The organism is Microbacterium wangyouchuni, from assembly GCF_054072595.1.
In genome coordinates this window covers 136,047-153,244 of sequence record NZ_JBSVRM010000002.1, presented here as the reverse complement: position 1 = coordinate 153,244, position 17,198 = coordinate 136,047, and the positions used below count along the sequence as shown (strand labels likewise).

Sequence of the window (17,198 nt, the reverse complement as noted above, 5' to 3'; positions counted from 1 at the left end):
CGCCCGCGCTTGGTTCGTCGTGCGAACGGGCAGCTATCAGACCGCGTCCGAGGCTAGTTCGAGAACCGGAACTCCACCACGTCGCCGCAGATACCTACCTCAAGACTGATGCGCATCAGTCTTCGTTGACAGGGTCATGCTCACCTACGAGACGAGCTATCGGTGCACCCGCCACGTTCCAGTGGAACAGGACGAGGTGCCAGAGCCCTGGTCTCTTGCGAGATGGATCGATCAGCCCGTGCGCACCGGCTGCGACCAACCGCTCCCTCACACCCCAGGACGTGGGCTCACCGCCCGACGCGGAAACATCTTGCCACGGTGCGATCGCATCAGCCATCTCGATGCCCAGTTCGTCGAGAACCGCAGGTTCCCGCAGATCGACGATTGCGGATGCGTCGACATCAACCGAAGCGATCTCGAGCGAAGCGGATCGCGAATCCTTGTGAGCTACCATCGCGGCTTCGACCCCGTCGATGGACGAACTCAGGTACAGGGTCGGCTGGTCGGGCCGCGAATATCGGCCCGCGGCACGCGATCCTACGATTGCGAACTTGCGAAACTGGGGATCGATCGCGCGGTAGAAGGTCCCTCGAACGGTGGACATCGTCACAAGGGGCTCCACGCTCACGCGACCTTCAGGGGTGTGATCGCCGCGACCTTCTCCCGCAGTGCACGACGCTCGAGCCGCAGCTCGTAGTTGGACTGCAGATTCATCCAGAACTCCTCAGAAGTCCCGAAGTACCGCGCCAAACGGATCGCCGTACCTGCCGTGATCCCACGCTTTCCGTGCACGATCTCGTTGATCCGCCGCGGCGGCACACCGATGGACACGGCGAGCTTATTCTGCGTGATCCCAAAACCCTCGATGAAGTCCTCCATCAGGATCTCCCCCGGATGGATCGGCTCGATCAAGTCAGCCTCAGTGACAGTCGACGAGTTCGACATCTTCCGCACCTCCTTCTCTCCAGACGAAGCAGATACGCCACTGCACGTTGACCCGGATGCTGTGCTGACCACGACGGTCACCCGACAGCCGTTCCAACCGACTCCCCGGAGGAATCCGCAGATCCTCCACCTCCTTGGTCGCATGGATCAGCTCGAGCTTCCGCAGAATCGCCCTCTGCACCACTCGGTCGACGCGCTTGACGTACTGCTCATGCCAGATGCGCTCGGTGTCCTTGCTCCCGAACGATCTGATCACGCGACCAGCGTATAACGGAGGCCGTCAATAACGCTAGACGTTAAATCGGAATTCAACCACGTCGCCGCAGATAACAACCTTAGAAGTCACCATCGGCTTCGACGCTTCCGAGGCGGGCGCCAAAGCCTGCGCAGAGAACGTGAGCATCCGTCAGCGCCATCCACCAGCACGTCCAGCTAACGGGTTCGCCTCCGTCAGACGAATCCTGTTCGCCGCACGTCCAGCGGTCCGCAACGTCCGGATCCACCAGCTCGAGCTGGAAGAAGTGCCGTTCGTGAACCTCGGGCTTTGCGGGCCACATGTCGTACGATTCGACGCCGAGCGAACGAACGATCCTGGCGGTGAGGCCGGTCTCTTCCGCCACCTCGCGCACGACGGCATCCGCGGGCGACTCGCCCTCAGCGATCGATCCAGCGGGCACCTGCACACCTGTGATCTCCATCGGGAAATCGTCATGCGTAAATACGAGCAGCTTTCCTCGGTGGACGACGTACGCGACTGCCTTCTTGACCGAACGTCTGCTCACGCTCTCGATCGTCATTCCGCTTCGCCCCACCCGACCTCAGTGAGCACTTGAGCAAGCGCATCGTTCGCGCTGGCTTCAGCGTCAAACACGATCTCACCCAGTTCGGGAATCCTGTCGGACTCGCGATACCAAGATGAGACCTGTTCTTCCGACACTTCAGCTGCGAGCGTTTTCGTGCGGTGCCTCCGCAGAGTTTCGTCCAACCCGAGCTCGTAAACGAACGTGCGCGTAACACCGCGATGATCCTTCTGGAGTTGGGTGAGCATGTCGCCGTATATCTCCGAGTGAAGGATCCCCTCTACGACGACATCTAGGCCGTTGTCGAGAGCGAAGCGAGCCGACAGGTCAATGTAAGCCACGCTGAGGGCTTGGGGACGATCCCGAACGTGAAGGATCTCCCGGCGCAATGTGTCGTGCCCCAGCAACGCGACTCCGCGCGGCCGCGCTGCCCTGATCGATTGGGCAAGGAGCGACTTTCCGCTTCCCGAGTTTCCCCGAATGATTATCAGTCGTGAGCTCTGCGAGCCGGTCATCGATCTTTCGTAGCGCACCACGTTGTCACGATACGGCACCGCCGCCGCTCAGCGCCCCAAGCTAACCGACGATCGCATGATCTCTCGACGGCGGCAAGATGGGCCTCCAGCGGACGCTTCACCCTCTAAGGTTTAGTTCGAGAAACGCCATTCCACCGAGTTCCGGTACGTACCAACCTCTGGGTGTCGAACCGGTGCCGCGCATCAATCCACTGCCCACCAGGCACCTCGGATACCAGCCCCAGTCGAGCACCGGGCCTGTTGCGCCGCGTGCGATCGAAGCATAAAATGAACAAGGGTTCATTGAAAGGGTTATGGTGCCACGGACGACGGAGCAGAACGAAGCGTTGCGCTCAGCCACGCGCTCCGCTGTGGAGACGGCTGCCGTCCGGGTGTTCGCGCACCGTGGTTTCGCGGCCACGAACATGCGTCAGATCGCCGTCGAGGCGGGGATCAGCACCGGGTCGATCTACCGGCACTACGCGAGCAAGGAAGCGCTGTTCGATGAACTGATCGATCAGGCTTCGCGCGGGCTCGGGGCTGCCGCCGCGCAGCTCTCGACCGAAGGGGATCCGATCTCCATGATCCGATCCTTCACCGAGGTATACGTGGCGGACCTCGCAGCGGACAACGGCGCGGCCGAGTTCTACATGATGATAAATCAGGGCGTCACGACGGACACCCCGGAGGGAACCTCATCTCGGCTGGCTGCATCACAGAGAACGATCTGGCGGGCCTTCGCCTCGCTCATCGCGCGGGGCCAGGCTAAGGGTCAGATCGCCGAGGGAGACTCCACCCGACTGACCGCTCACTACTTCGCCATGCTTACCGGCATCACAACGTTGCACGTTGCTCTGGGGGAGGAATCCGCGGAGCCCGATGTCGACCTGATCCTACGAGTATTCACAGGAGGACCCCGATGAAGATCGAAGTCACACGTGCAGGCGAACTCGGGGAGGAATACCGACACCAGATCGCGAAAGTTCTCACGCAAGGGTTCGCCGAGGATTTCGCCTACTTCTCCAAGAACGCGGATGTACTCGCCGACGCGTTCGCCCCGATGCTCATCCTCGAGCGCTTCCACATCGCACTCGTCGACGGCGAGCCCGCCGCGGTCGCGGTCGTCACCGAAGGCGAGCAGGAGTGCTTCAAGCCGGATCGGCACGAGCTCCAGCGCGTGCTCGGTCCAATACACGGGATGATCAGCTATCGGATCATCCGAAGCCAATTCATGGGGGCCGACGACGGTGCCCGCGATGGTCTGACGGAGATTGCATTCGTCACGACAGCGCCGCAGCATCAGGGCAAAGGCGTAGCCACTGCGCTGATGCGTAGACTCCTGGAGCTGCCCTCCGACGAGTTCGTGCTGCGTGATATCAAGGACACCAACACCCCCGCCCTTGGACTGTACGCCAAACTCGGATTCACCGAGACGCAGCGACGACGCATCAAGTTCGCTAAGCGAGCTGGGTTCTCCGCGTATGTCTCGATGGGCCTCAACCGCGCGAAGGCTGATGCTTGAAGGGCGCACGAACTCGACAGCCCCGGAAGCGCGCTTCGGGGACTCTCCTCAAGTCCGGGCTCGAGAGCGAAAAACGGAATTCCACCGCATTCCGTCGGTCAAGGAATTTGCCGCTGCGAGACTGAGGTCAGGATTGCGGTCACCTACTGAAGCTCGCCGAGCACGGACACTCGCTCAGCGGGACGCAGCATCCATTGTGAAGGTCAGGAACTCACGGGCGTGTCCTGACTGAACGTGTTTCGCCAGCGGCCGTCACCCTGGACCCACAGGGAGCTCACGAACATCGCCTCTAACCCCGATCTTCCGGGCCGCCTGTAGTCAGCGCGGTAAGAGAGCATCACCGAAACCGGGGAAGCAACGATGAGTCGCGCTTGAGAGATAGCGTACGACGCAATCACCGGCCCGTTAGAAAGCTGCTCAACGTGATCTTCTCTTGCAGCGAACCCAGTCGGGTACACCCCGACGAAATCACCTGACAGCAACTCACGATCGGCAACGACATCGCCGCTGACCTGAGCGGCCCAAACCTTGGATTCAAGGTCAACGAAGAACTGCGTGTCGTGCTGGTGCATCCCACCATCGTCACACAGTTGATCGGCGTCGAACCGCTACGGCCCGGTCCTGATCTTCGGCGAGTGCTGACAACCCAAAATTCCTGGAATTATGCGCCCGCACGACGAACTCGAAATCGCCAAATTGCGTAAAGCGAGCTGTACATATCTAGCTTGCTTCACATTTCCAACGAGCTTCACAACGGAGAGACTATGAGCACCGAACCACGAACCGACACCCCAACGAGCTGGGGCCGCATCAAGTTCGCCGGAGGGCGCGTCCCCGCCATGGCGGTTGCGATCCCGGCCGGGCTGATCCTGGCCACGGGAGTTGGTGCGCTCCCACTTTTGACTGAAGTCTCCCAGGGAGACAAAGCCTTGGTCATCGCCGGCGTGTTCGCCCTCATCATGCCCTGGGGGCTCATCGGCCTCATCTGGGTCCTAGTCGTGGATCACTCAAGCCTGCGGGGAGCACTCGACAGGCCAGATGAATCGATCGAGTCAAAGTGGCTGGAAGCCGCTATGGCTGGTGCGCTCAGCGACACGATCATGCTGACAGGATTCGCGCTTGCGACGCTCGTCACCACGGGCTTCGAACTCGATGTCACCTGCGCGCTCATCGGCGTCGTCTGGGTTGCCTTCTTCAGCACAGTTGTGCGGTACCTCATGGCGAAGAAGCGGGGCTGACTGTGAAGAACTCGCTTCACGAACGCCGGCAGGACCGCGGATGGTCGCAACAGCGCCTCGCCGAAGAGCTCGGCGTCTCCCGTCAAACAGTCATCTCCATCGAACGCGGACGGTTTGACCCATCTTTGCCGCTAGCTTTCCGCCTGGCTGAGGTTTTCAAATGCAGGATCGAGGAACTCTTCGATCCCCGGTCCGAAGACACGGAGCCGAGCTGAGGCCCGATATGTAAAGGCAGACGAGAGGTCAAACCGGAATGCGACTAAACGTTAAACCTAAATTCCACCGAGTTCCGGTAGATACCAACCTCTCAATGACCAGCCAGCAGTGGCCCAGACAGGGCACAGGGGGCGAACCAGTACAAAGCCACTCGGCACACTCCCCCGCGGGATGTACGCGCTTCGGATCACCACCAGTACGCAGGGTATTGCGTACGACCCAACCTGGAGCGGACCAAACCGAACAACACGAGCACGACGGCAGCAAGCCCAGCGCAAGCAACGAAGGAGACCGGCGCATCCACCGTCATTGTTCCGATAACCGCAGTAGCTGCAGCTGGCGAGTGCGACGTGCGCGTCAGCAACATCGCGCCTAACGCAAGTCCGCCCGCAATCGCTGCCAGCAAAAGTGAATCACCCAGCAACCCGACAGCAACGCCGACAACCGCCGAGATCACCTGTCCACCAATGACGTGGCGAGGTTGAGAAAGTGGCAACGACGGCGCGCCAGCTACCAATGCCATGCTCGCTGCCATCGGTGGAATGAGCAGCACATGTCCGGACAAAGTTCCCAGCCCCACAAGCGAAGCGAGAGCTGCTATGGAGGTGAGTGTCGACACCAACACGACTGGGACCGTCGGGCGGACCGGGGCCTTACTAGTCCGAACCCACTTCATATCCAAGGTCACAGCGGCACTCCTTCAGGCTGGCGAGAACGGTCGTTCTCATAGGCTTGCTACCATAGAGAATGAACGTTCTCCATGCAAATACGAAGGACCGGTGATCAAGCATGACCCCGCAGGCCGACGTCGCGCAGCTTTTGGACGCAGCAGAGGAGCTCTTCTACGAGCGTGGGTATCAGTCCGTCGGCATGGACGCCCTCCGCACCGCTTCCGGCATGCCTCTCAAACGCATCTACTCACTCTTCAAGGGCAAGGACGCGATCGCCGTCGCCATGCTCGATCGGCGCGACGAACGATGGCACGCTTCACTCGCAGAGCGAGTCGATCGCCAGACGGAACCGGGGAGTCGGGTGCTGACAATCTTCGATTGGCTCGCGGATTGGCTCTCGGATGAAGGCCATCGTGGGTGTGCGTGGATCAACGCCTTCGGCGAACTTGGTGGAGTATCCCCGGATGTCGCAGATGCCGTACGCCAGCACAAGACCCGGCTGAAGGCTTACATGGACGACGTCGTACACGATGCCGGGGCATCACAGGCCGTAGCTGACGCGATCTTCCTTCTGGGCGAAGGCTGCATGGTAACGGCGGGGATCTCGGGAAACACTGACGCTACGGCACAAGCCAAAGAAGCAGCTTCCCGACTACTGGGGTCCGACTGAGGCATCAGCAGGCTTAGCCCTTAGAGTGATGAACCGGTCCGGGTTCTCTGCCGCCTGAATCCGCCAGAGGTTAGACCGAAAATCTGAACTCCACCACGTCGCCGCAGATAACAACCTTGGCATCAGGCATGAGACACTGACGCGATTCTCGAATTAGCACACTGTGCTAGTTTAGAGGCCATGAGTTATTCAGGACACGTCGAACGCCGGGATCTCATCCTGTCTGCCGCGGCAGAGTTGCTCGCCACATCAGGAATGGGTCGACTGTCAGTGCGTACTGTGGCGGAGGCAGCAGGGATCGGGATGGGCACGCTCCGGCACTACTTCCCCAATCAAAAATCGTTGCACGAAGCCCTGATCCTCAAGCTCGTCGACGACCAGACCCAGGATTACAAGATTCGCGACAGCACGTTGCCCGCGCAAGAGCGCTTGGAACGATGCCTGTTGCAGTTCGTGCCGACGTCCGACGAAGCAACACATCTTGTCGACGTGTGGTTCGGTATGTATCGAGTCGGCTTGGACCCGTCCGGGCCACCATTCGCACGAGCGTTTCTGGAAGTCTCCACCACTCGATCCCGCGAACGCATTCGGACATGGCTGGAGATCATCGCGCACGAGGGACACCTTGATCCCTCATTCGTGCGCACCCACGTGCTGGAGTTGAGTGCTCTGATCGCTGGAGTGTGCCTTGAACTTGCCACTCCGGGCACGGAAATGACCATTGACGACGCACGCAGCCTCGTGCGCCGCGCAGCGCGGGCAATACCGAAAGAAGACAGCACAAGATGAGCGGGCAACACTCCCCGACGATGAAAGCCGAGATACCACCGAACAGTTGGGAGCGCCGGCGTGCAGCACTCATGAAGAGTACCGGAGCGCGCATGCTGCCCCGGCAGCTCCCGGAAGGCCGGACGCTGCCTCTCGCGTATGTGCACAGCGGGCCACGCACGACCGCGCCGGTACTCGTGATCCCTGGCGGGCCTGGCCTAGGTTCGATGCTGCCGTATCAGCGGTTCCGCACAACGGCAGCGAAGCAGGGGCTCGAGGTGGTCATGGTCGAGCATCGTGGCGTCGGCCTATCGCGCAAGGCAGACGACAACACCGACCTTAGCCCCGCCGACATCACAGTAACTGACGTACTGGATGACCTGGCCGCTGTGCTCGACGCCGAAGGCATCGAACAGGTGATCGTTTATGGGTCGTCGTACGGCAGCTATCTCGCGACGGCGTTCGGTGCACTCTATCCCGGTCGGGTGAGCGGGATGATTCTCGACTCGCCGGTGCTCGACGCCCAAAGCAAGCACGACACCGCACAAGCACTCAACACTCTGTACTGGCACGGCACCAAGAAGACTTCGAAGCAGGCCGCTCGGCTACGCGCTCTTACTCAACGCGGAACGGTCTCAGTTGAAGATGCCGGATTCCCGATCCAGCTTTTGCATGAATCTGGCGGCCCCGATCTTGTCACGTCGATGCTCGACCTTCTGGATCGCGGGAAGGGCGTGCGCGTCTGGTCGTGGCTGAACCGCCTCGGTACCTCCGACGTCATGCGCACCCGCCCCTTCCTCATGGAATTCGACTTGGTCGCTCACTGCGCATTCACCGATCTCGGTTATGGCCTCCCCCATGATTCTGAAACGGGTCCGCTGCGCAACGACGCCTCCTTTGCTGATCTCGCGGAGCGATTTCCGCCATTCAGGGGTGAGCCAGTCGATGTGCGAGGGTCGTTGCCAAGCTTCGACTGGCCTCTGCTCGCGCTCTCGGGTGACCGTGACGTGCGCACGCCGCGGTCTGTTGCTGAGCAGGTCATCGCAAGCGCACCGAACGCGGTACTCGTACCGATCGAACACCACGGACATAGCACTCTAGACACTGCACCGCACCTCGCCATCAAGGCGATAGATCACCTTGTAGCAGCGAACGGCACGACACCAAGTGGCCTCCACGATCTCAGTGGCTCACGGTCGGCCATCGCTCGATTGATCTCGTTCCGACTCGGCGTCGCCAAGCTTCTCCCCGCGCCAGCAAGATAATCAGTTTTCAGCGGGCAACCCCAACGAATGTCGCCATGTGCACAGACGTACCACTGAACCTTCAGAGGGCCTTCTGCGTCTAGAACCCAGACGCCACTACACGACTGCTACAAGTTCGGCGAATCTGTACTCAAATTTGTGGCCGAAGATTCATCGCCTGATCAGCAGATTAGACGTTAAACCTGAATTCAACCACGTCGCCATCCTTCATGACGTAGTCCTTGCCCTCGAGGCGAGCCTTGCCCTTGGAGCGGGCTTCGGCGACGGAGCCGGTCTCGACGAGATCCTCGAAGGAGATGACCTCGGCCTTGATAAAGCCCTTTTCGAAGTCGGTGTGGATGACACCGGCCGCCTGCGGAGCCTTCGATCCCTTGGGGATCGTCCAAGCGCGCGCTTCCTTGGGCCCGGCAGTCAGGTAGGTCTGCAGACCGAGGGTGTCGAACCCGATGCGGGCGAGCTGGTCGAGACCAGACTCATCCTGACCGGTCGATGCAAGCAACTCCGCGGCATCTTCCGGATCGAGGTCGATCAGCTCCGATTCGATCTTCGCGTCGAGGAAAATCGCCTTGGCGGGCGCAACAAGAGCAGCGAGCTCCTCCTTGCGCGCAGCATCCGTCAACACAGCCTCGTCAACGTTGAAGACGAAGATGACCGGCTTCGCAGTAAGCAGGCCCAGTTCCTTGACGGGCTCGAGGTCGATGCCGCTCGTCGAGAGGAGAGTGCCGCGCTCAAGAGCATCCTTCACGGCATTCGCGGTCTCGAGCACGACGGGCTCTACCTTCTTGCCGCGCACCTCTTTCTCGAGGCGGACGATCGCCTTCTCGACAGTCTGAAGGTCCGCGAGCATGAGCTCAGCGTTGATGGTCTCCATGTCGGATGCCGGATTCACCGTGCCCTCGACGTGCACGACATCACCGTCAGCGAAGCCACGCACGACCTGGGCGATGGCATCCGCCTCACGAATGTTCGCGAGGAACTGGTTACCCAGCCCCTCCCCTTCGCTCGCGCCGCGCACGATGCCGGCAATATCGACGAACGACACCGCGGCCGGAAGGATACGCTCGCTGCCGAAGATCTCAGCCAGCTTATTCAGTCGCGAATCGGGCAGGTTCACCACTCCGATATTCGGCTCGATCGTCGCAAACGGGTAGTTCGCCGCGAGCACGTCGTTCTTGGTGAGTGCGTTGAAGAGAGTCGACTTGCCGACGTTGGGCAAGCCCACGATTCCGATAGTTAGAGCCACGGGATACGAGTCTACCGGGCGCGGATGCCAGCACCTGAGTCCTCGGCGTTGTGCGGGGCTCCGCGACGCAGCGTTGGGCGGAGAACGCAGCGTTGGGCGGAGAAACTCAAGCGGATCCTCCGCCCGAGCGTGCGTTCTCCGCCCAAGCGTGCGCCCCAGCTCCCCCGTCGCCCCCAAGCGTGCGCCGCAACTCCCCCGTCGCCCCCAAGCGTGCGCCGCAACTCCCGCGCTTCGCGGCGAGTCTGACCGCACAGCGGCACCCCGGGAGAGAAGGTGAACAGGTGCCCTTGGATTTCACCGCAATCGACTTCGAGACGGCGAATTCCTCTCCCGCCTCAGCCTGCTCCGTCGGACTCGTCCGCGTTCGAGACGGCGAGGTCGTTGCCACCGCAGACTGGCTGATTCGTCCACCGGCAGGCCACGATGAGTTCCAGGAGTGGAACATCAAGATCCACGGCATCCATCCGCACGATGTTGCGGAAGCCGCCACCTGGCCTGAGCAGTTCGACCGCCTCTGCAATTTCGCCGGAGCCGACGTGCTCGTCGCGCACAACGCCGGTTTCGACCTCAAAGTACTGCGCACGGCATCCGATGTGACGGACTTGGATTGCCCGCCGTATCGTTCGCTGTGCAGCCTCCAGGTCGCCCGCAAGACCTACGATCTCGAGTCCTATCGCCTACCGAAGGCTGCGGCCGCGGCCGGTTTCGCCGAGTTCTCGCACCACGATGCGCTGGCGGATGCCCGAGCATGCGCGCAGATCATCATCGACGCGGGACGTCGCGCCGGGGCTGCGGATGTCGACGAACTGGCCACCGCTCTCGGCATCCGCGTGGCCGACGCGCCTGTCGTCGCCCCGCGTGAACGCGCTGCCTGAGCACAACCATCCGTTCACACGCGACAATGTATTCATGCCGAATCCCGCAGGCGCATCTCCCCTCAGCCTCGAAGTCATCGAGGGCACTTTCGATCTCGCGCGTCAGGGCCGCACCGGGCCGCTGGGCGAGATGATCGACGCCGGTGTGCCGATCGATACCCGCAATCCCCGGCAGGACACCCTTCTGATCGTGGCCACGTATGCAGAGCAAGCACATACTGTCGCTGACTTGGTGCGGCGCGGAGCCGATCTGAACGCTACGAACGCGAACGGTCAGACAGCTATCTCCTGCGCGGTCTTCCGCAAGAACGAGCCCCTGTTGCGCATGCTGTTGGATGCCGGCGCAGATCCGGATGCCGGCGGCCTCTCCGCCGCCGCTATCGCTGAGCAGTTCCAACTCGCAGAAATGCGCTCGATCTTGGACGAGTACGCGGGGCGTTGACGACCGGGATCCCCGCAATGTCCGAGGCCCTCGACATGATGGCCTTATGGATGCTCCACTGATCGTCGTTCTTCTCCTGGCAGCCGTTGCTCTTGGGGCCGTGGCAGGCTGGTTTGCTCGAGCCGCCCGCAGTGCGCGCGAACTCTCGAGCAGTACCGCCGAACTTGCGCGCACCGAGGCCGAACTCCTTGCCGTGCGTGATGATCGAGACCGTCAGTACGACCTGTATCGGGATGCGGTTGAACACGCCCGCACCGAGCAGCGGGCTGAGGCCGAGCGCGTGCAGCAGCAGAATGCAGTGCTTACAGCGCTGGCGCCGGTCCGCGAATCGCTGCAGCAGATGCAGACTAAGGTGACCACGCTCGAGCAGGAGCGCCACGCCCAGTTCGGCTCGCTCGCCGAACAGTTGCGACGAGCTCAGGAATCCGACGAAGCACTCCGGGCGACGACCGAGTCACTTGCTGGGGCACTGCGTTCCACCGCGACCCGCGGTGTCTGGGGAGAAACGCAGCTACGCCGTGTCGTCGAAGCTGCCGGACTCACCCGGCACGTCGATTTCGACCTGCAGTCGACGATCTCGTCCGACCGCGGGCAGGGCCGACCCGACATGGTGATCCGACTGCCCGGAGGCACATCCATCGCCGTCGATGCGAAAGTTCCCCTTGATGCTTATCTTGAAGCGAGTGCCCTGACCGGGAGCAGCGCCGATGAGGCGCAGCGCCAGCGGTACATGCAAAAGCACGTCAGGGCAGTGCGCGCACACATCGATGCTCTCTCGAAGAAGGCGTACTGGTCGGGGCTTGATGCAAGCCCGGAGTTCGTCATCTGCTTCCTGCCCAATGAATCGCTCCTGGCCGCGGCCATCGACGAGGATCCGACGCTTCTGGACTACTCATTCGGCAAGGGAGTAGCGCTGGCGTCACCCGTCAACCTCTGGGCCGTCCTGAAAACAGTTTCTTTCACCTGGACCCAGCAGGAGGTATCGGCGGAGGCTCGCACACTGCTGAACCTCGGCACGCAGCTGTTCGATCGTCTGGGCACCCTCGCCGGGCATGCCGATGACCTCCGTCGGGCACTGGAGCGTACGGTCGACAGTTACAACAAGTTCGCGGGTTCCCTCGAGAGCCGGGTGCTGGTCACCGCGCGCCAGTTCCCCGGTATCGACGCGTCAACGCTCGACGCCACACCGCAGTCGATCACGACCCCGGCGCGCCGATTCACCGCCCCCGAACTCGTCGAAGCAGCACAAAATGCAGAGACTGCGGAGATTGCAGAGACTGCGACAATCGGAGCCGACCTCGGCGCAGTGCGCGAGCGAGCCGACAGAGACTAAGCGCTGTACGGAACCCAGCTGAGCAGCGCGATGACCAGCCCGGAACTCACCACGAAGGCACCGATCATCCACCACGAGCTGAGCTCGTGCCCTTCAGCGCGACGAACGCGGAAGAGCACGTCGGCGCGGCGTGCAGGATCAGCGTGAGCAGGTGTCACGGGAAGAGCCGCGACGGCTGCAGCGCGCGCTGCCTCATCCTGTGGTGAAATCCGCAGAATACGGCCGGTGTTGGTGGTGACCATGTTCGCTGGCACGGACCTGCTCTCGCTCCGCGACTGCTGCGTGGTCATTTGTCACCCTCCCGGACACCGCCATTCTGATGCCCTATCGAGGCGACGAATCCAGGCACCATTGTGCCAGCAAAGCCTGGGAAAGCCGGTAAGACCGCGCGTTCACCAGCACCAGGTCGGTAACGATCGGCCTACAGCCACTTGGAGACGAGGTGCTCCGACGCGATTCGACGCAGTGTTCCAGACGCGCCGCGCAGCACAACAGACTCCGTGTAGACGTAGTTGCCTTCGCGACGAACCCCGGCAACAAGCTGACCGTCGGTCACACCGGTGGCGACGAAGATCGTGTTGTCGCCCTTCACCAGGCCATCTGCCTCGTACACGTGGTCCATCTGCAGACCCGCATCGATGCCCCGCTGACGCTCGTCGTCATCGCGCGGCCAGAGACGCCCCTGGATGTGGCCGCCCAGCGCTTTGATCGCGCAGGCGGTGACGATGCCTTCCGGGCTGCCACCGACGCCCACGCACATGTCCGTACGCGCCCCATGACGTGCTGCATTGATGCCACCGGCGACATCGCCATCGCTCATGAGTCGCGTGCCCGCACCGGCCTCGCGAATTTCCTCGATGAGCCGCTCATGGCGCGGACGATTCAACACCGACACGACGATCTCGTCGACGGGCTTGCCGAGCGCCTTGGCCAGCAGCCGGATGTTCTCGCCGACAGGCAGGCGGATGTCAACGACGCCAACACCTGCTGGGCCGGTGACGAGCTTGTCCATGTAGAACACGCTGGATGCGTCGAGCATGGTCCCACGGTCGGAGACCGCGATCACCGACAGCGCATTCTGGCGCCCCGCCGCGGTGAGCGAAGTGCCATCGATCGGGTCGACGGCGATGTCACATTCCGGACCACGACCGGAGCCGACAACCTCGCCATTGAACAGCATGGGAGCGTTATCCTTCTCGCCCTCGCCGATTACGACACGGCCCTGAAAGTTCACGGTGCCGAGGAACGCGCGCATCGCGTCGACAGCTGCACCGTCGGCGGCTTCCTTGTCTCCCCGCCCAATGAAGGGCACGGCACGGATCGATGCCGCCTCAGTCGCCCGCACAAGCTCCAGTGCAAGATTTCGGTCGGGACGCAGCGGGCTCATATCGGCCGTCAGACTCACCATGGGGCAAGCCTAACGATCGTGCCATCTGAAACAGGGGTCTTTCGCCCCGATCTCGATGAAGGAACAGCGATTCTTAACACCTGCGAAGAGTGCCCCCGTTCAACAGGCCGGGGAGCACCCGGCATCCGATGCTCCCCACCGATAGAGTTGAAGCTGTCCCGGCTTCATCTATCGCAGGAGTTTTCATGCCCGTCGCCACTCCGGATCAGTACGCAGAAATGCTCGACCGCGCGAAGGCCGGTGGCTTCGCGTATCCCGCATTCAACGTCTCCAGCTCGCAGACCATCAACTCCGTCCTCCAGGGCCTGACCGAGGCCGGCTCCGACGGCATCATTCAGGTGACCACGGGCGGCGCCGACTACTTCGCCGGCCACACCGTCAAGGCACGCGCCACCGGCGCGCTTGCTTTCGCTCGCTACGCCACCGAGGTCGCCAAGAACTACCCGGTGACCGTGGCCCTGCACACCGACCACTGCCCGAAGGATGCCCTCGCGGGCTTCGTCGAGCCGCTGATCGCCGCCAGCGAAGAAGAGGTCAAGGCTGGCCGCAATCCGATCTTCCAGTCGCACATGTGGGACGGCTCGGCCGTGCCGCTGGCGGAGAACATCGAGATCGCCAAGGAACTGCTCCCCCGCATGAAGAACATCAACGCGATCCTTGAGGTCGAGATCGGTGTTGTCGGCGGCGAGGAAGACGGTGTCCAGCACGAGGGCTCCAACGACGCCCTCTACACGACGTTCGCCGATGTCGACCAGGCCGTGCAGGCACTGGGCCTCGGCGAACAGGGCCGCTACATCGCAGCGCTCACCTTCGGCAACGTGCACGGTGTGTACAAGCCCGGTGGAGTGAAGCTGCGTCCGGAACTCCTCGGCGAGATCCAGGCTGAGGTCGCAGCCAAGTACAACACGGGTGCGAAGCCGCTTGACCTGGTCTTCCACGGCGGTTCGGGCTCGAGCGACGAGGAGATCGCCCTTGCGGTCGCCAACGGCGTCATCAAGATGAACATCGACACCGACACCCAGTACGCATACACGCGTGCGATTGCGGACTACATGTTCAAGAACTACGACAGCGTCCTGAAGGTCGACGGCGAGGTCGGAAACAAGAAGGTCTACGACCCCCGCGCGTGGGGCAAGGTCGCAGAGGCGGCTATGGCCGCCCGCGTCGTCGAGTCGACCCGTCAGCTCGGCTCGCACGGCCAGTCCCAGAGCTGATACGACATTCGCTGACCGCAGCGAAACACAAGAATGCCCCGGCCGTCAGGCCGGGGCATTCTTCGTACGTGGGGTGTGTCAGCGCCCGCGACGGGCGCGCACCACCCCGATTGCCAGGTCGGCGATGGCATCGACGATCAGCAGAATGCCCACGAAACGGCTGAAGCCGCGGCGTCGGGATGCTGCGACGCCGAGCGCCAGTTCGCCGACGCTGAGCGCTGCGGCCAGGAGACGGTTGCGGTGCAACGCTCCAGCGACGCGAGCCAACGGCCGGTCGCGACGGGTGAGCGGGGTAAACCCGCTCATACCGTCAACCAGAATCTCGCCGAGCGTTGATCCCCAGCCGTCCGGCCCGAAACGCAGCACCTCAAGGTCCGTGTCGGAGGACACGGCTTCGTCGAATACTGCGGCGATGAGATCAGCGGGCACACCGAATGCGGCAAGGAAGGCTTCCTGCCGCGCACGCGTCCCGACCACCCCATCCAGAGCCTCGGGCTGCAGCGCACGATGCGCACCAGCAACGTCCAGCCGCGAGTGCGCAGCGATCTGGACAAGTTCGTCACGACTGCCATCGCCATCGCTGAGCAGCCGGCGGCAGATCTCCGCGGTCTCCGGCACCGTGAGCGCTTCCAGATCCATCACCGGCACGGTGTGCCGTTCGGCATCGGGCCAGAACTGATGCACGCCGCCGTTCGTCGTCACCTCGAACCAGTCACCGCCGTCATCCACACGGTTCAACTCGATCACCGGCAGTTCTGCCTTCGCCGCGACGCCCGCGTTGGTCGGATCCTCGGATTCGAAGCGCAGCAACGACCATGAGCCGGACTCGATGTATTCGACATCGAGCCCATTCACTTGCGCGATCAATCGCGCGGCAGACGGTCCGCGGTGCGAGAACACCGAGATGCGAACAGGCGCCGCATCGAATTCTGCTGAGATATCGGATGCTTCGTCGAACGACTCTGTCACGAGAGCATCCGCTTCGCTGTCGTCACACCCACCGTCATCGCAGCCGCCGTCGTCGCAGCATGCATCGTCAGAGTCCTGCAGCCACAACGTCAGACCGGCATCCGCGAATGCCGTGCGCAACTCCCCCGCCGTCAGAGTCGTCGCGATGACGTCTTGATCAGTCAGCGTGAGTACAAACCCGGCGTCGGTGATCGGAATCGCGACGACTGCCTCCTGCTGAGACTCACCCCACGCGGCGTCTGCGTCGATCAATCCGGCCGGCACACGCAGGTGCACGAGCAGCTCTCGAGCTGCTGGGCGGGGATCTGCCCCGTCAGCAGCGTCGACGGATGCGTAGGAGAGTTGAACACCAAAACTGTTTTCGAGCATCATTCGACATTACCGGCTCACGCCATGCGAGCCGGGGTGTTGAAAGCCGTCTACCGTCCGGCCATCCCATCGACATAGGACATGAACGCCGGATCCCCCATCATCGGCACCGCGATGCAGAGCGAAACGATGATCATCGTCACGGCCGCGCCCACCAGCGGCACCCACCAGGTCAACTTCCCGGTGCGCAGTCGTTTGAACGACAGCCAGGCGGTCAGCATCCATCCGACCACGAGAACGAAGGCGGCGATGGTCCCCCAGACCTTGGCCTGTGCGAAGTTGGTGAATTCCCCCTCGATGCCGATGATCTCCATACTGTCGTTCATCATCGAACTCAGATCCAAATACGCCACCGTATTGATGATGACGCTGACCAGCCCGTAGGCCACCAGGGCAATGGTGAGGATGCGATCCCACCGGCGGGGCGCGGTAACAGTCGGCGCCGGCGGCGAGGTCTCCTGGGATGCGGCCGATTCTGCGGTCGGAACTTCATCAACAGCATCCATCGGCGGCAACCCCGCCAACCGGCGTTGCTCCTCCGGAGTCGCATACTCGCCATACTGCGGCCGCTCATCGATCATGCCGCCATGCTAATGCGCGCGGCTTTGATCTGCGTCCAGCCAGCCCCGCCAAAAGCGGCGGCCCCAGAGAAGTGGGGACTCCTCGGGGGCCGCTGGCTTGAGCGCTGGGGACGCTCATGCCGAGACGAAGCAGCGCTGGGGGCGCTATCTCCAT

At 62.3% G+C, this 17,198-nt stretch carries 23 protein-coding genes; 11 read left to right on the top strand and 12 right to left on the bottom strand.

From position 1 onward, the window contains the following. Positions 1-115: 115 nt before the first annotated feature. From ACW5CM_RS03490 to ACW5CM_RS03470, 5 genes are all read right to left on the bottom strand, one after another. On the bottom strand, positions 116-604 hold the full coding sequence (locus tag ACW5CM_RS03490; protein ID WP_457124356.1) for an RES family NAD+ phosphorylase: 489 nt from the start codon (positions 602-604) through the stop codon (positions 116-118). Between the two features lie 20 nt (positions 605-624). Beyond that, entirely contained in the window at positions 625-945 is a 321-nt protein-coding gene (locus ACW5CM_RS03485; protein WP_439254949.1) for a HigA family addiction module antitoxin, read from the bottom strand. Beyond that, positions 920-1,201, bottom strand: coding sequence for a type II toxin-antitoxin system RelE/ParE family toxin (locus tag ACW5CM_RS03480; RefSeq protein ID WP_439254950.1), 282 nt, complete (start codon positions 1,199-1,201; stop codon positions 920-922). Before ACW5CM_RS03480 ends, ACW5CM_RS03485 begins: the two co-directional genes overlap by 26 nt. A 79-nt stretch (positions 1,202-1,280) precedes the next feature. Next, positions 1,281-1,727, bottom strand: coding sequence for an NUDIX hydrolase (locus ACW5CM_RS03475; RefSeq protein WP_438253383.1), 447 nt, complete (start codon positions 1,725-1,727; stop codon positions 1,281-1,283). A gap of 11 nt (positions 1,728-1,738) precedes the next feature. Further along, on the bottom strand, positions 1,739-2,086 hold the full coding sequence (locus ACW5CM_RS03470) for a P-loop NTPase family protein (RefSeq protein ID WP_457124192.1): 348 nt from the start codon (positions 2,084-2,086) through the stop codon (positions 1,739-1,741). 491 nt (positions 2,087-2,577) lie between these two features. Between ACW5CM_RS03470 and ACW5CM_RS03465 the strand changes: the two genes are divergently transcribed. Both ACW5CM_RS03465 and ACW5CM_RS03460 read left to right on the top strand, forming a co-directional pair. Then, the gene (locus ACW5CM_RS03465) at positions 2,578-3,183 is read left to right on the top strand and encodes a TetR/AcrR family transcriptional regulator (RefSeq protein ID WP_457124191.1); all 606 of its coding nucleotides are present in this window, start codon (positions 2,578-2,580) and stop codon (positions 3,181-3,183) included. Continuing rightward, a complete protein-coding gene (locus ACW5CM_RS03460) occupies positions 3,180-3,782 on the top strand; it encodes a GNAT family N-acetyltransferase (protein WP_439254953.1) in 603 nt (200 codons plus the stop codon). Before ACW5CM_RS03465 ends, ACW5CM_RS03460 begins: the two co-directional genes overlap by 4 nt. A gap of 203 nt (positions 3,783-3,985) precedes the next feature. Here the strand turns inward: ACW5CM_RS03460 and ACW5CM_RS03455 are convergent, their stop codons facing one another. Further along, positions 3,986-4,354, bottom strand: coding sequence for a DUF4440 domain-containing protein (locus ACW5CM_RS03455; RefSeq protein ID WP_439254954.1), 369 nt, complete (start codon positions 4,352-4,354; stop codon positions 3,986-3,988). A 192-nt stretch (positions 4,355-4,546) separates the two neighbouring features. Between ACW5CM_RS03455 and ACW5CM_RS03450 the strand changes: the two genes are divergently transcribed. Together ACW5CM_RS03450 and ACW5CM_RS03445 are read left to right on the top strand one after the other, a co-directional pair. Continuing rightward, entirely contained in the window at positions 4,547-5,020 is a 474-nt protein-coding gene (locus ACW5CM_RS03450; RefSeq protein ID WP_438253378.1) for a hypothetical protein, read from the top strand. Positions 5,021-5,022: 2 nt separating this feature from the next. Beyond that, complete coding sequence (locus ACW5CM_RS03445; protein ID WP_438253377.1) at positions 5,023-5,235, top strand: helix-turn-helix transcriptional regulator; 213 nt, start codon at positions 5,023-5,025, stop codon at positions 5,233-5,235. 188 nt (positions 5,236-5,423) lie between these two features. Here ACW5CM_RS03445 and ACW5CM_RS03440 read toward each other — a convergent pair whose 3' ends face one another. After that, on the bottom strand, positions 5,424-5,912 hold the full coding sequence (locus tag ACW5CM_RS03440) for an HPP family protein (protein ID WP_438253698.1): 489 nt from the start codon (positions 5,910-5,912) through the stop codon (positions 5,424-5,426). 113 nt (positions 5,913-6,025) lie between these two features. Here ACW5CM_RS03440 and ACW5CM_RS03435 point away from each other — a divergent pair, with 113 nt between their 5' ends. The 3 genes from ACW5CM_RS03435 (at position 6,026) to ACW5CM_RS03425 (ending at position 8,610) form a co-directional block, all read left to right on the top strand. After that, complete coding sequence (locus tag ACW5CM_RS03435; RefSeq protein WP_457124190.1) at positions 6,026-6,577, top strand: TetR/AcrR family transcriptional regulator; 552 nt, start codon at positions 6,026-6,028, stop codon at positions 6,575-6,577. Positions 6,578-6,757: 180 nt separating this feature from the next. Further along, the gene (locus ACW5CM_RS03430) at positions 6,758-7,366 is read left to right on the top strand and encodes a TetR/AcrR family transcriptional regulator (RefSeq protein ID WP_438253375.1); all 609 of its coding nucleotides are present in this window, start codon (positions 6,758-6,760) and stop codon (positions 7,364-7,366) included. Positions 7,367-7,437: 71 nt separating this feature from the next. Then, a complete protein-coding gene (locus ACW5CM_RS03425) occupies positions 7,438-8,610 on the top strand; it encodes an alpha/beta fold hydrolase (protein WP_438253374.1) in 1,173 nt (390 codons plus the stop codon). A gap of 169 nt (positions 8,611-8,779) precedes the next feature. Here the strand turns inward: ACW5CM_RS03425 and ychF are convergent, their stop codons facing one another. Beyond that, positions 8,780-9,853 (bottom strand): redox-regulated ATPase YchF, encoded by a 1,074-nt coding sequence (ychF, locus tag ACW5CM_RS03420; RefSeq protein WP_438253373.1) that lies wholly within the window; start codon positions 9,851-9,853, stop codon positions 8,780-8,782. Between the two features lie 281 nt (positions 9,854-10,134). Here ychF and ACW5CM_RS03415 point away from each other — a divergent pair, with 281 nt between their 5' ends. From ACW5CM_RS03415 to rmuC, 3 genes are read left to right on the top strand one after another with little or no spacing between them, the layout of a single operon-like run. Beyond that, a complete protein-coding gene (locus ACW5CM_RS03415; RefSeq protein ID WP_438253372.1) occupies positions 10,135-10,728 on the top strand; it encodes a 3'-5' exonuclease in 594 nt (197 codons plus the stop codon). Between the two features lie 34 nt (positions 10,729-10,762). Then, positions 10,763-11,170, top strand: a complete 408-nt coding sequence (locus tag ACW5CM_RS03410; protein WP_457124189.1) for an ankyrin repeat domain-containing protein — start codon at positions 10,763-10,765, stop codon at positions 11,168-11,170. A gap of 46 nt (positions 11,171-11,216) precedes the next feature. Beyond that, positions 11,217-12,503 (top strand): DNA recombination protein RmuC, encoded by a 1,287-nt coding sequence (gene rmuC, locus ACW5CM_RS03405; protein WP_457124188.1) that lies wholly within the window; start codon positions 11,217-11,219, stop codon positions 12,501-12,503. Here rmuC and ACW5CM_RS03400 read toward each other — a convergent pair. Together ACW5CM_RS03400 and glpX are read right to left on the bottom strand one after the other, a co-directional pair. Further along, positions 12,500-12,793, bottom strand: a complete 294-nt coding sequence (locus ACW5CM_RS03400) for a hypothetical protein (protein WP_438253369.1) — start codon at positions 12,791-12,793, stop codon at positions 12,500-12,502. The genes rmuC and ACW5CM_RS03400 overlap by 4 nt on opposite strands. A gap of 131 nt (positions 12,794-12,924) precedes the next feature. Continuing rightward, complete coding sequence (gene glpX, locus ACW5CM_RS03395) at positions 12,925-13,911, bottom strand: class II fructose-bisphosphatase (RefSeq protein ID WP_438253368.1); 987 nt, start codon at positions 13,909-13,911, stop codon at positions 12,925-12,927. Positions 13,912-14,096: 185 nt separating this feature from the next. Here glpX and fbaA point away from each other — a divergent pair, with 185 nt between their 5' ends. After that, a complete protein-coding gene (fbaA, locus tag ACW5CM_RS03390; RefSeq protein WP_438253367.1) occupies positions 14,097-15,125 on the top strand; it encodes a class II fructose-bisphosphate aldolase in 1,029 nt (342 codons plus the stop codon). A gap of 78 nt (positions 15,126-15,203) precedes the next feature. On the opposite strand, the gene ACW5CM_RS03385 is transcribed toward fbaA, so the two are convergent. Both ACW5CM_RS03385 and ACW5CM_RS03380 read right to left on the bottom strand, forming a co-directional pair. Beyond that, entirely contained in the window at positions 15,204-16,463 is a 1,260-nt protein-coding gene (locus ACW5CM_RS03385) for a hypothetical protein (RefSeq protein WP_457124187.1), read from the bottom strand. A 50-nt stretch (positions 16,464-16,513) separates the two neighbouring features. After that, positions 16,514-17,044 (bottom strand): DUF6264 family protein, encoded by a 531-nt coding sequence (locus ACW5CM_RS03380; RefSeq protein WP_457124186.1) that lies wholly within the window; start codon positions 17,042-17,044, stop codon positions 16,514-16,516. Between the last annotated feature and the right edge of the window lie 154 nt (positions 17,045-17,198).